This is a genomic window from Lysinibacillus sp. 1 U-2021 (genome assembly GCF_029916965.1).
Classification (GTDB): domain Bacteria; phylum Bacillota; class Bacilli; order Bacillales_A; family Planococcaceae; genus Lysinibacillus; species Lysinibacillus capsici.
The window spans coordinates 423,921-438,225 of the sequence record NZ_CP123966.1; the positions used below are offsets into that span (position 1 = coordinate 423,921).

Annotated in this window: 11 protein-coding genes; 3 read left to right on the top strand and 8 right to left on the bottom strand. The window is 39.7% G+C overall.

The genetic code is table 11. From position 1 onward, the window contains the following. Positions 1-670: 670 nt before the first annotated feature. The 5 genes from dinG to panB form a co-directional block, all read right to left on the bottom strand. Positions 671-3,442, bottom strand: coding sequence for an ATP-dependent DNA helicase DinG (gene dinG / locus QH639_RS02265; RefSeq protein WP_048389865.1), 2,772 nt, complete (start codon positions 3,440-3,442; stop codon positions 671-673). Positions 3,443-3,620: 178 nt separating this feature from the next. Then, a complete protein-coding gene (locus QH639_RS02270) occupies positions 3,621-5,753 on the bottom strand; it encodes a 5'-nucleotidase C-terminal domain-containing protein (protein ID WP_131519683.1) in 2,133 nt (710 codons plus the stop codon). Positions 5,754-5,981: 228 nt separating this feature from the next. Further along, entirely contained in the window at positions 5,982-6,365 is a 384-nt protein-coding gene (gene panD, locus QH639_RS02275) for an aspartate 1-decarboxylase (protein WP_009370842.1), read from the bottom strand. 1 nt (position 6,366) lies between these two features. After that, the gene (gene panC / locus QH639_RS02280; RefSeq protein WP_054550960.1) at positions 6,367-7,221 is read right to left on the bottom strand and encodes a pantoate--beta-alanine ligase; all 855 of its coding nucleotides are present in this window, start codon (positions 7,219-7,221) and stop codon (positions 6,367-6,369) included. Further along, positions 7,221-8,057, bottom strand: coding sequence for a 3-methyl-2-oxobutanoate hydroxymethyltransferase (panB, locus tag QH639_RS02285; RefSeq protein ID WP_131519681.1), 837 nt, complete (start codon positions 8,055-8,057; stop codon positions 7,221-7,223). Before panB ends, panC begins: the two co-directional genes overlap by 1 nt. Before the next feature lie 427 nt (positions 8,058-8,484). On the opposite strand from panB, the gene QH639_RS02290 reads away from it, so the two are divergent. From QH639_RS02290 to QH639_RS02300, 3 genes are read left to right on the top strand one after another with little or no spacing between them, the layout of a single operon-like run. Continuing rightward, entirely contained in the window at positions 8,485-8,805 is a 321-nt protein-coding gene (locus QH639_RS02290; RefSeq protein ID WP_131519680.1) for a PadR family transcriptional regulator, read from the top strand. Then, a complete protein-coding gene (locus QH639_RS02295) occupies positions 8,798-9,403 on the top strand; it encodes a DUF1700 domain-containing protein (RefSeq protein WP_259419177.1) in 606 nt (201 codons plus the stop codon). Before QH639_RS02290 ends, QH639_RS02295 begins: the two co-directional genes overlap by 8 nt. Next, on the top strand, positions 9,404-10,240 hold the full coding sequence (locus QH639_RS02300) for a DUF4097 domain-containing protein (protein ID WP_259419178.1): 837 nt from the start codon (positions 9,404-9,406) through the stop codon (positions 10,238-10,240). 607 nt (positions 10,241-10,847) lie between these two features. Here the strand turns inward: QH639_RS02300 and QH639_RS02305 are convergent. The 3 genes from QH639_RS02305 to bshA all read right to left on the bottom strand — a co-directional run bounded on the left by QH639_RS02305 (position 10,848) and on the right by bshA (position 14,291). Then, on the bottom strand, positions 10,848-11,831 hold the full coding sequence (locus QH639_RS02305; protein WP_131519677.1) for a biotin--[acetyl-CoA-carboxylase] ligase: 984 nt from the start codon (positions 11,829-11,831) through the stop codon (positions 10,848-10,850). A gap of 155 nt (positions 11,832-11,986) precedes the next feature. After that, entirely contained in the window at positions 11,987-13,159 is a 1,173-nt protein-coding gene (locus QH639_RS02310) for a CCA tRNA nucleotidyltransferase (protein WP_281115613.1), read from the bottom strand. Then, positions 13,146-14,291, bottom strand: coding sequence for an N-acetyl-alpha-D-glucosaminyl L-malate synthase BshA (bshA, locus tag QH639_RS02315; protein ID WP_004232695.1), 1,146 nt, complete (start codon positions 14,289-14,291; stop codon positions 13,146-13,148). Before bshA ends, QH639_RS02310 begins: the two co-directional genes overlap by 14 nt. Positions 14,292-14,305: the final 14 nt, after the last annotated feature.

Here is a 14,305-nt window from a genome sequence, read left to right on the forward strand (position 1 = left end):
TATATTATCAGGAACTATCCTTTTATTTCGTCCTCAATCTTGCTGTTATGGTCTATAATAATGTTTTAGCAAATATCTTGTAATAGGCTATTCGATTGTTTACATATAATCTAGTAACTATAGAATAGGAGCTATGACCCTTACATGGAAAATACAATAGTCAGAAGAATAAATTTATTCACACTTATTATCCTAGTTATGTTCGCTCTCATCCCCCCCTGTTAGCGCAATAGCCCAACAGATAAGCTGCTAGATCCTATTGTGTTAGGACAGCATTTAATTCCAAAATGGTCTCCATCGAAGATATATTGAGTGATGTCCATGATCATTCTTTTGTGGCTAGTAATCAATCGTATTATAATGAAAGAAGATAATTGAAATTGTTATGCTATAATAAGTTTAAATTAGCTACAATAAGGTAAATATATACATTTAATTAATGCCAAGGTATGTTTACAAACCTATTGAATAATCGCAAAAGTTATGATGCCAAACAAGCAACGGCAATCACTATGAACTATATTACAGAAATCGTTCGTAATGCTAATCTTTTTGATGAGCAAACTAAAAACAAGCAACGAGAATCATACTAGTAAGATAACATTGCTATTCTTTAATGGCTTCAACAATACGTAAAAACCCCTTCTAGCAATGCTAAAAGGGGTTTCTGCTATTTTTGCCAATGATTTAGTTCCTTTAACAATTCGGGTAGCTGCAATTTCTTTACATCGATAGGTGGTAATGCCTTAATAAACTCTTTCCCATATGACTTACTAGTAATTCGTCGGTCTAGGACAATAAAAGCTCCTTTATCCTGCGAAGAACGTATTAATCGACCAAAGCCTTGCTTAAACCTCATGATCGCTTCTGGTAAGGAAAGCTCCGTAAAGGAATTGCGGCCTAGAGTAGTTAGATGCTTTGCCCTCGCCTTAAAAACAGGCTCTTCTGGTGAAGAAAATGGTAATCGTACGACAATAACAGAGGCAAGTGCATCTCCTGGAACATCTACCCCCTCCCAAAAACTGTTTGTGCCAAATAGAACGGCATGACTAAATTTTTGGAAGGATTTTAGAATGCGCATACGGCTACCGCCTGTAACACCTTGTGCAAATAGCATGTAATCATCTAATAGTTCACTATCTTGGATAAGCTCAACTGTTTTTCGTAGCATATCCTGTGCTGTAAAGAGTACAAAGCAACGCCCTTCTGTCATTCGAACAGTCCGCGTAATTGCATGGGCAACAGCCTCAATGTATTCTTCTTGGCTGACATGCTGAATATCTGGCATATCGGTGACGATAAATGCCTTAGCCCCAGCATAGTAGGCTGGTGGAGCTTGTAGTTTCAAGACTTCAACATTATCAGAAATGCCTAGCTGGCGTGTAACAAAGCGCTCATTGCCTGGTACCGTTAATGTGCCTGATGTCCAAACAATACTCGCTTGCTGACGTAAAGGTGCTAATACTTTTTCAATTATCGGCGTCACATTGACAGGCTTCTTAAAAACATGGAGACTGCCAGGGACACTCCGTACATCAAATTCTAACCAAACAGAATTGCCTTCCTGTGGTGACAGAAAAATATCGTCCCATTCAGCAATTTTTATCTTCACTTCTCGAATCCAATATTGCCATTCAGATAATACATATTGATCGTTTTTATCTAGCTGCTCAATCGCATTTTCGAACGACTGTGTAATGCTAGTAGCGAGATCCAGCCATTGCTGGGTTAGTTTGCTTACTTGTGCAAACGTTTCTTTCGCAAATGAAACATCCTCTAAAAACAAGGTGCATTTACTACCTGCTTGTTTCCCTTTCATTTGCTGTTGCAATTTTTGAATAGTTCTCTGGATTGTTTCATCAAATGTCCGCTGCAAACGTATGAATTGTGCATCAAGATGCTGTAAATTTTGCATGGCTACTCGCTGTTTTCTCTTCGCTGCCTGGCAAAACTGTTGAAATAAAGCCGTGTCCTCCATCGTACCAATTTGTCCAAAAATATACTTCCATTGTGTATAGGAGAAGACTACTTCATCCTGCTGCATAGCTGCCTGAATAAATTGATGCGCCTCGTCAATAATCCAGCCATCTATTTCTGTAAAAAGTGGTGTTTGACGCACTAAATCACTTAAAACCATGGCATGATTCGTTACAATACAGTCAGCAACTGCACTGTTCTTTAAAGCTTGCTCATAGAAATCAAAGCCCTTTGAAGGCTTGTCATTCGGTATTTTTCGGATTTTCTCTAAAAACAGTTGTCCGCCACCAGAAACATTGAGCTCGCTCAACACACCAGTCTCTGTTTTGGTCAACCACACAAGTATTTGTAAAATAGTAAATGTATCATCATAGGATTCATCAGCATATGCCATACATTGCTCAAAGCGATCGAGATCAATATAATGCTGCATTCCCTTCAGCACACACAAATTCACCTTTGTCCCAAGGATTTTTTCGATCTTTGGTAGCTCTTCTTCTACAAGCTGTTCTTGTAAATAGGAAGTATACGTACTGATGGCAATCTTTTTATTAACAGCACGGGCAAATAAGATGGCTGGAAGTAAATAGCCAGCAGTTTTACCAATACCCGTAGAAGCTTCAATCACGCACTCCTGTTGTTCATGTAATGCCCGCCAAATCGTGTCCATCATGTCAAATTGTGCAGGACGTTCCTCAAAATTTGGCAGTGCCTTTGACATTAAAGTTATTTTCTCATCTACTGATTGAGGGTAGGCAATCGTTTCTGTCACATGCTCATGCTTATTTCGGCCATTGCCAATCGCAAAATTACGGTAATAGTGTACATTTTCGCGGCCCGTCGTATGCTGGCGCTTAATTTGCAACGCCTCAAAAAAAAGCTGAGAAATATTTGATTTTAAGCGAAAGGAACGCTTATGCATCTGTTCAAGTGTAAGCTGTGGTAAACTTAGTAGCTCCTTCCAGCAATGCTTGAATAGCTCCGCTGTCGCGCGAGCATCGTCATCCGCTCGATGAGCATTTGCTAACTCAATATTTAAATCGGCCGCTAAATCCCCTAGCTTAAAACCAAGGGACATAGGGAACAAAATTTTAGCTAGCTCCACCGTATCCATTTTTTTACCTTGCCATTTCGGTAGTCCAGCACGTTTAAACTCTGCTTGTAAAAAGGATAAGTCAAAATCTGCATTATGTGCAACAAATACACAGTCAGCAAGTAGCTCATATATGTAATCCGCATGCGCTTCAAATGGGAAGGCATCCTTTACATCCTCATTCGTTATATGCGTTAAATCTTGAATGAAAGTGGGAATAGCTTTCCCTGGATTTATGAACTTCGTATAGGTACGCTCAATTTCCCAATCCTTCATAATAACAATGGCAATTTGAATCATCCGGTCCCCATTGGCTGGTGAATGACCAGTTGTCTCCAAATCTACAATTGCATATTTTTGACTTTCCATCATACATCTCAACTCACAGTTCACATTAGATAAGTTGAATTTTATCATATTATTGGCTCTGCGGCATCCTTTCTCCTCTTTGTTGAATCACCGCATCCATACAAAAAACGCAACCTTGGAGAAATCCCCTAAGGTTGCGTTGTGGAATCATTATGGAGTGCTTACTCAAACAACGTTAAGCTTATTGTTTTTTTGCTACATCAACAATACGACCCTCTGTTGTTGTTTTCACTTCTTTAAGTGATAGTAATTGCTCTTGAAGGTTTTCCCAATCAGATAAGCCTAAATCTGTAACACGACCTTCTTCATATGCTTTAGCAAACATATCTAGGCCATCTCCACCTTTAGCAGTATAGGCATTTGTAGCTACTGTGTAAGTTTTACCATCTTCAATAGCAACATATTTACCTGTTGCTTTATCTAAATATTCGATAGATACAACACGTGAGCCTACTTCTTTTGACGAATCATATTGTAATTTCGCTCCAGCAATGTGTAAGAAGCCACCATTTTCTTTAGGTGCATTTTTCAAGGACACTTCAAATGCTGCTTTTAGCTCAGCACCTGTTGCATCCATTAATGCTAATGTATTACCGAATGGTAATACTGTAATTACTTGACCAACTGTAATATTCCCAGCTGGAATTGCTTCTCGAATACCACCGCCATTTTGTAATGCCATTACAACCGTTTTATCAGTATATTTTTGTGCCTTTGCTAGCATACCGTCTGTAATGATATTACCTAGGGCTGTTTCATTACTACGCACACTTTCAAGACTTGTTTCACTTGCACGTGGGTTAGCTAAAGCTTCTTTTAATGTTACACCAATTTCTTTGTTGTTCACTTCATCTACTTTTGCTTTATAAGGTGCTAGTAATTTCACTAATGTTTCGTCTTCAGCTACCTTACCAAGGTCGATTAATTCGCCACCATATTCAGTAACTACACCATCTCCATCAAATGTTACATCAAGCGTACCTAAGTATTTTACATACTCATTGGCCTGTACAATTAATGTAGCATCCTTTGCTTCACCTACTGTATTTGTATCAACAACGAATGGTTCGTCTAATTTTGTATGATCATGTGCGCCAACAATGACATCAATGCCTGGTACATTTTTAGCAAGTAAAATATCATTATCAACATTCGGATTATCATTGTAGCCAATATGTGTTAAAGCGATAATTTTGTTGACACCCATTCCTTCAAAGGCTGCCACTGCTTTTTTCGCTTCCTCTATATAATTTGTAAATGTTACTTTATCAGGAGAAGCAATATCAGCCGTTTCCTCAGTCGTTAAGCCGAAAATACCTACTTTTTCTCCATCAATTTCTTTTACAATACCAGAATAAATTTTACCATTCTCAGGTTCACTTGAAATTAAATCAGTAAATAAGCCTGTGAATTTAGCATCTGCTGAGAAATCAGTATTAGCATCTACAAATGGGAATTTAGCCCCTTTAACAAAATCCGCTAATGCTTGATGACCTTCAGGAGAGGCACCTAAATCAAATTCATGGTTACCAAATACCATTGCATCAAAGCCAATTTCATTTAATAGCGCTAGATCTGCTTGTCCATGGAATTCATTGAAATATAATGTACCATTGAATGCATCGCCAGCATGTAATGTTAAAACATTTTTCTTTGCTTCCCTTTGTTCTTTTACAGCTGTCGCCAATTTAGGTAATTCATTTGCACGAGCATGTGTATCATTCACATGTAAAATCGATAATGAGAATGCATCTTCTGGTGTTTCAGGAGTCTCTGGAGTTTCTGGGTTTGATTTTGTTAGAGCCTCCGCAATGAATGTTGCCAGTTGTCCACGTGTAACTTTTTCACTAGCCTCATGATTTTTTGCACTTTCTAGCTCTGGTAATGTTGGAATAGATGCTAAAATTTTTGCTAAATCACCATGAGTAATTGTTTGGTTTGGACGGAAAGTATTATCTCCATAGCCTGTAATGACATTTAATCCTACAAGGGCTGCAATTGAGCCATAATAAGGATTTGATGCACTAATATCCGTAAATTTTGGATCCTCTACTTCTTTTGTATCCAATTTTAATGCGCCTGCAATCATTTTTGCCGCTTGTCCACGTGTGACATTTGTATCTGGTTTGAATGTACCATCTGGGTAACCACTAATAATCCCTGCTGCATAAAGTGTAGAAATGCCTTCAAAATCTGCATGACTTTCCTTTACATCCGAAAAAGGACTTGCTGCTGATGCTGGTACTACCGCTACCGCTGTTACAGCCAATGCTGCTGCAGTTACTGTTAAAAATTTGTTACGTTTATTTTCCATGACAAATGATACCTCCACTAGTAAAATGATGTACTAACAACTAAATTCTACATAAATATGACGCAAAATACTAGAACATTTGTAAAATTATAATTATGTTAACTAGTTTAATAGTAATAAAAGCAAATTTTTGCCAGTAACTTTTGGTATAAACGTAATCGCAAAAAAGGAGGATAGGCTATACTTTGCCATCCTCCTCTCTAGTATTAATTGATACTATTACTGAATTCACATCACAGTTGCTTCTGGCTCGTGTGCGATCATTTCCTTAATTGTATTGCCCTCTCCCATGATGGCTACAGTTGGTTGATGATCTTTTGCCTCATGATTATCCACATACACATAGGAAATAATAATGACAATATCACCACGCTGCACAAGTCTTGCTGCTGCGCCATTAACACAAATGACACCTGATCCTCGTTCACCAGCTATAATATATGTTTCAAAACGAGCGCCATTATTGTTATTAACAACATGTACTTTTTCGTTTGCCAGCATACCTACTGCATCTAAAATATCTTCATCTATTGTTATGGAGCCTACATAGTTTAAATCTGCCTGTGTCACTGTTGCACGGTGGATTTTACTATTCATCATCATACGTAACATACTATAGTCCCTCTTTCACAGTAAAAATACAATTATCGATTAAACGTGTTTTACCTATATAAACAGCTGCTGCCAACAGAACTTGCTGAGTTGCAGTTGTCACTGGTGTTAAATCTGGATATGTTAATAATTCAATATAATCAATGCGGCCATGTGTTCTTGCATGAATATGAGCTTTTGCTTTTGCAAGTGCTTTATCAGCATCACCATTCGCCAAAAAGCTATCGCGAGCCAACTGTAATGCTTCATTGATCGCCGGAGCCTCTTGTCGCTCTGACTCACTTAAATAGACATTACGAGAAGATTTCGCTAAACCGTCCTCCTCGCGTACAATTGGGACAACACGCATTTCTAAAGGGAAATTAAAATCACGTACCATTGTCGCAATAATCGCAACCTGCTGTGCATCTTTTTGACCGAAATAAGCTCTTGTTGGCAGTGTTAAATGAAATAATTTAGAGACAACCTGTAAAACACCATCAAAATGACCAGGACGACTTGCACCACAAAGAATGGTAGCCTGCTCACCTGCATGTAGACGAATCCCTCCATCTTGAGGATACATTTCTTCCACACTTGGTGCGAACACAATATCAACGCCCACAGATTCAGCTAATGCAGTATCTCTAGGCAAATCACGAGGATAACTTTCAAAATCCTCATTTGGCCCAAATTGTGTTGGGTTGACAAATATACTCATCACAACGACATCATTTTCTACACGAGCTGTTTGTGCTAATGTTAAATGACCTTCATGTAAATAGCCCATTGTCGGAACAAGTCCAATCGTTTTTTGAGCATGCTTAGCTGCTTGAATTTCTGTGGCTAATGCCTGTATGGTCGTGATGACTTTCATCATTTAACGCCTCCATATAGCTGATCTAATGCTTCCTCTTTCATTGTGAAGAAATGCTTTGGAGCTGGGAAAGTACCCGCTTTCACTGCTTCTACGTAACCCATCATCCCCGCGCTTGCTTCTTTGCCCATATCAGCAAATTGTTGAACAAATTTCGGTACATGGTGCGAACCGTAGCTTAGCATGTCATGATACACCAGCACTTGTCCATCAGCCTCAATACCAGCGCCTATGCCAATGGTTGGAATAACAAGACTAGCTGAAACAATTTCTGTCAGCTGATGAGGGATACATTCCAACACGACTGCACATGCTCCAGCCGCTTCGCATTGTTTTGCTTCTTCAAGCAGTGTAGCAGCCTGTTCAGCTGTTTTTCCTTGTACCTTATAACCACCAAGCACTCCCGCTGATTGAGGCAACAACCCTAAGTGAGCTACTACTGGAATACCAGCTGACGTTAATTTACGAATGACAGGTATAACTTCACCAGCCCCCTCAACCTTTACAGCATCTGCTCCTGTTTGTTGCATCATCCCAATGGCTGTTTTGAGTGTCTCATTGACATCGCCATGATAAGAACCAAAGGGCATATCAACGACTATAAACGTATCCTTTGCCCCTCGTCTTACTGCTTTTGCATGATGAACCATATCCGCTACAGTTACAGGCATTGTAGAATCATAGCCAAGCACGACCATTCCAAGTGAATCCCCGACTAGTATCATCTCAACGCCAGCTTCTTCCGCGAATTTAGCAGCTGGATAATCATAGGCCGTCACCATCACGATTTTCTCGCCTGCTGCTTTCATCTTTAAAAAATCTGTTGTCGTTTTCATTTTGTAGTCCTCCTTTTTTAAAGGAAGAAAACAGAAAAACCCTTCTGGCCGAAAACAGACAGAAGGGTAGTGTGTCGTTCAATGATAAAAAGACCCCTGAAAGAGGCAATAGCTTACAAAATGAAAGCTATATTTGAACGTATCGTTTTCTTCCGTCCCTGTCTAAAAGATCAAGGCAGATATTTGATAGTATAGTCTATTGCGTTTTTGAAGGTGCCGTTCACAATGGATACTGCCCTTCGCACATACTATAACAGATTTTCCTATTAATCTTCAAATATTATTTTCTTACAATATCTTCGTCTAACAACATTGGAAAAAATTTTCTTTTAGAATTGACAATCAATGTTATACGTCATATACTATCCACATACTATATGCCATATAATATAAAATGAAGTATAGGTATTACATGTGAGGTGAAAAGATGACATTTCAGCTTGGTTCAGCTTTACTTGATGCTTGTGTACTGGCTATTGTTGAGAAAGAGGACGCCTACGGTTATTCTTTAACACAGCAGGTACAATCAGTCATGGAGATTTCAGAGTCTACACTGTATCCTGTATTACGCCGCTTACAAAAAGCGCATTACTTAACAACGTACGATCAGCCTTATCAAGGTAGAAATAGACGCTATTATCAAATTACAGAGCAAGGACGTATACGATTATTAGAGCTATTAAAAGAATGGAAAATGTATAAGGAAAAGGTTGATTGTGTACTTTTAGGAGGGAATTTAGATGGATAGAGCAAGCTATTTGAAACAGCTACGAGGAAAATTACGTCGGCTTCCTGCGCATGAGTTAGACGCTGCGCTTGCCTATTATGAAGAATACTTTGAGGAAGCTGGAGAGGAAAATGAGCATCAGGTCATTTCACAACTTGGCTCTCCTTCACATGTCGCTTCACAAATATTAGCTGATTTCGCATTAAAGGATTTAGAAACCTCCTCGGCAAAATCAACAAAAAAGAATATGTCTGCCATTTGGCTCATTATTCTAGCTATACTGTCTGCGCCCCTTTCATTGCCATTACTTGCAACAGCCATTGCACTCATTTTTTCATTTGGCGCAGTCATTATCAGCTTAATCTTTGCTATTGTCGCAACTGTTATTAGTATATTTGCTGGTGGCGTTGTGGCGATCATTTCAGGTTTCTTAATTTTAACAGAGCATTGGCCGACCGCACTGCTCTTTATGGGTGTCGGGTTAATCGTCACGGGTTTGGGAATCCTACTGTTCCCAGTTGTTGCTCGTGTTATCAAGAAAACCGTTGTTGTCTCTGTTGAAACACTCGGCCGACTATTTCACAAAATGACAAAGAAACGTAAAAAGGGGGACTTCTAAATGACGTCAAAAAATACCCTTATTGCCATGACAATGATTGCATTAGGCATTCTACTCGCATTGATTGGCTATTTTTCAGGGGGGCGCTGGCTGATTCTAAAAGATTCAGAGGGTCTCTATGTCCCAAGTAATACTAAATTAGTAAGTCAGTCTTATGCTTTAGATGCATTCACAAGTATTAATATCGTAAATGATTATGGAGATGTGGAGATTGTTGCAAGTGATAGTGACTATAAATTAGACACAATGGTCCTTGAGCAAGAAGATGTAACATATCATATTGATAACGGAACTTTAACCATTGAAACAATGGCAAAGAAAAAGGATGGTTTTCAATTTGGCTTTGGTAACCTCTCTTCCCCTTCAATCAAACTCTATGTCCCAAAAGATACAAAAATAGAGGCGATTGTGATAGAAAGTAATTTTGGCGATACAGCCATTCATGGGCTTCAGTATCAGCAGCTTAATCTCATCCAGGATTATGGGGATATTACTTTCAACAGCACGACGGGTGACAAAACAGAGATTAGGCAGTCCTTTGGTGATTTGACGCTTCAGCAACTTACTAGTAACGGCTTCACTATTGAGAGCGAGCATGGAGATATCGATATAGATGGCACATTAAATGGGCAAACAACCATTACCTCTAGTTTTGGCGATACAACGCTTCACTTACAAAACAAACAAAGTGATGTAGGCTATGCTCTCAAAACAGACTTCGGTGATGTGACCATTAATGATGAAGAACAAAGTGGCACCGTGACTCAGGTAACGAAGGATGAGCACCAACTGAATGTTTCCTTATCACATGGTGATATAGATGTGTCACTAAAATAAAGAATAGACAGTAAAAGAAGCTGCAAGTATAGGACATTACTTGCAGATTCTCATATTGTTGAAAAACAAAACCATTAATAGAATTTTTGTGAAAGGTGAAAATGGTTTCCGTTGCAGGCTACTTGCTTTCCTGTGGGCGAGCGCCGATCCCACGGGAGTCAAGTAGCCTTCCACTTCAACCTACAAAAGTGTTACCTTTTAGCAAAGGTTTTCAAATAAAGTGAAGGTGTTCACGACTCTTTATGAAGAGGTGCTGTTACGCATGACTTCCCCACATTGAAAATAAGAGTCTATCGATTCTCTAATAATACAAATAATGGATTATTTTGTTCGCTACGGCCAGTATGAAAGATAAAGCAAAGACACTTTTGCAGATTGGTTGATTGGAGTGGAGCCAGCGTCACTCCTAGGGGATTTAGCGTCACAGATGAGACCCTGGAGCGAACGTAAGTGAGTGAAGCGGCTCATCGGACGCCCCCTGGAAAGGATGCTGACGGAACGGAAATCAACCCCTCACCTTGCAAAGTTGCTTTTTCTACCGTTGACATCATCTTTTTGCAACAACATGAGAAGCTGCAAGTACAGGACATTACTTGCAGCTTCTTTTTTATAATATTTTGATATCTCCTGCATAGATCGTTCGAACCGTTCCATCGTCCTGTGTCAGTTGCAGAACACCATCGTCTGTAATGCCACTGGCAACCCCTTCAAAACGTTCGCGTATCGTCGTTACCTCTATACGTTGACCAATTGTACAAGACATTTGCTGCCATAGTGTCTTTAGACTCGCAAAACCTTCTTTAACGTATAGTTCTGTAAATTGTTCTAAATAGTGTAAGATAGAGGCCACAAGTGCTGCACGATTGATTTCTTCTCCAGCTTCTAATCGTAATGAAGTGGCAATATCCGCAATATCAGGTGAAAAGTCAGCTGCTGCTTGGTTCGCATTTATGCCAATTCCAACAAGTAAAGCTTGCACAAGATCCGCCTCTGCTTGCATCTCGGTTAAAATCCCCGTACATTTTTTGCCATTAATCAATAAATCATTGGGCCATTTAATCGCTGGCTCTACATCTTTATATAAGGTTTTAATGGCCATTGTGACAGCTACTGCCACCACAAGTGTATAGGATGAGGCCTGTTGGGGCGTAACATCTGGCCGAACGATAACGGTCATCCAAATACCTGTCCCATGTGCAGACTCCCAAGGACGAGCCATACGACCACGCCCCGCTGTTTGCTCCTCACCAATAATAATTGTACCGTGTGGAGCTCCTTCCTGTGCAAGCTTATGCGCAATTGTTTGTGTTGAATCAACTACATCGTAATAATGGATCTCACGTCCAAAATGCTCTGTCTTTAAAAAAAGCTTAATCTGTGTGGGGCTCAAGCTATTTGGTACACCTGTCAATACATACCCCTTTTTCTTAATTGTATCAAATGTATACCCTTCCTCTTGTAATGTTTGCATATGCTTCCAAACAGCGGTTCTTGAGACACCAAGAGAATCTGCTAATTCCTGACCTGAAACCGCTTCTCCATCAGCAGCCAATATTCTTTTTAAAATTTCGTCCTTCATGGAAATTGTCATCTTCACATCAATCCTTTAGTTAACTGTACTCTTGTTATGTAACTTATTTTGTCTTAATCATACTGTAAATTAACGTAAATGACCACCAACGATAGGAATTTAATGAAGCCGTCTCCCTTTTCGGGAGACGGCTTTCACCTATCATGTATTCGGCTTTAAGTAAGATCCTGCTGCTCCAGCCAGCTTTTAATCTGTTGTCGTTCATTTTGAAGTTCATGATGAAGAATGGCTGTCAGCAGATCCTCCAATGCGGCTTTTACCCACGGTCCACCCTTTTTGCCAGACCATTTCAGTAAATCAGCCCCATTCACCACTAATTCTTGCTTATGTTGAATCGGTAGCTTTGCCTGTAATTCTCGGATAGATTGTTGAGGTATCGAAGCGTCTAATTGGCGAAGTTGGGCAAAATATTGTGCAGCCTCTAGTTCTTGCTCTGTGTAGTAAAAATAATGGCGATTTGTCCAACCATCTTTTAAAGCGTCATAAGCGGTTAAAACGGAATTAATAAACGCCATTTCCTTATTCGATAATCGATAATCGCGCACTACCTCACGCCATGCTGCTCCTTGTAGTAAGGCAAAGTATGCCCAGCCAAGAAGGGCATCTTTTGTTTGGAAATTATGCCATTGAGCAGTTTGAAAATCACCTGTTAAATAGGCCGTTAATCCACTGTCCTCTAGTTTTTGTATACCCCCAAAAACTGTTTGTCCTACCCAAAGCTTATCAAGCTCTGCTTTAATGCGTTCTTTTGCAATAAAGCCCAAATCAGCAGCCCTTTGCTGGATGGCTGCGAATGTATTCGCCTCGATTGTAAAATCAAGCTGTGCAGAGAAGCGAATCGCTCGCAGCATCCTTAAAGCATCTTCTGCAAACCGTTTTTCTGCCTCTCCTACCGCTCGTATAACGCGCTTTTCAATATCTTGTTGTCCACCATAATAATCTACAAAAGAGCCATCACGACGCATGGCAATGGCGTTCATTGTAAAATCTCGGCGTTGTAAATCCTCTTTTAGAGATCGAACGAAATGGACATTTTGTGGTCTTCGATGATCTGTATATTCCCCATCTGTCCGATAAGTGGTCACTTCCACAGGTCCAGCGGGTACGATAACAAGTACCGTCCCATGCTGAATCCCAATATCTACAGTCTTCTGAAACACAGTTTTTACTTCTTCAGGCAAGGCATTTGTAGCCACATCTACATCATGGGCAGGACGATTGAGTAAAGCATCTCTTACAGCTCCACCAACAATAACTGCTTCAAATCCTGCCTGTTCTAATTGTTCAATGACTGAATAGGCTGCTTGCCATTCTTTATTGTTTTGCATGATTTCTTTCCGCAACCTTCTCGTACAGATTTTCATATTGTTCCACAATTTTGGATGAGTGGAATTTTTCACTTACTGCACGGATGGCCGCTTCTCGGAAGCGCAGTAATTGTTCTTCATCTTGCAGTAAATGGGTTGCATACGCCGCAACTGCCTCTGTATCCCCTAATTCCACGATATAGCCGTCTACACCATGCTCAATGACTTCTGGAATACCACCTACATTTGTTCCAATACAAGGTACACCACAAGCCATTGCCTCTAATAACACCAGTCCAAACGATTCTTGCTGTGATAATAATAGCTTAAGGTCACTAATCGCATACAGTTCAGCTAAGTTTTCTTGTTTCCCTAAAAATAAAACATCCTTCATATACGGACTTCCTTTTACTTGGTCCATGACACGATGCTTTTCTGGGCCATCACCTACTAATAATAGCTTTGCTTTCATGTTGGCACGGATTTTCATAAAGGCGTCTACAATGTGTGGAAGGTTCTTTATTTTACGGAAGTTTGATACATGAATGAGGACTTTTTCATCTTCTTGAATACCAAATTGCTCTTTTAAGTTTCCTGAATTTCGTGGGAAGTATTCGCGTTCGTCCACAAAGTTATAAATTGTTTCAATTGGTTTTACTGTATCAATCAGTTCATAGGTTTGTTCTTTTAATGCCTGTGACACGGTTGTCACAATGTCAGATTTATCAATCCCATACTTAATGGCCTGTGAGAGCGTGGAATCTTGCCCAAGCACCGATATATCTGTGCCATGAAGGGTTGTAACGATGCCAATATCTCGGCCGCTCATTTCACGTGCTAGCACCGCACATACTGCATGTGGGATGGCATAATGCACATGTAGCACATCCAACTCTTCATCCTTGATGACGTCTGCCATTTTACTCGCTAATGCAATATCGTATGGAGAATATTGAAATACTGAATAATTATTAACTTCGACTTCATGGAAAAAGACGGTTGGATAAATTTTATTCAATCGAAATGGTACGCTTGAGGTGATGAAATGAATTTCATGTCCTCTTTCTGCAAGCATTTTGCCTAATTCTGTTGCAATGACACCAGAGCCACCAACTGTAGGATAACAGGTAATGCCTATTTTTAGCTTTTTCATTCGATGCTCATCCT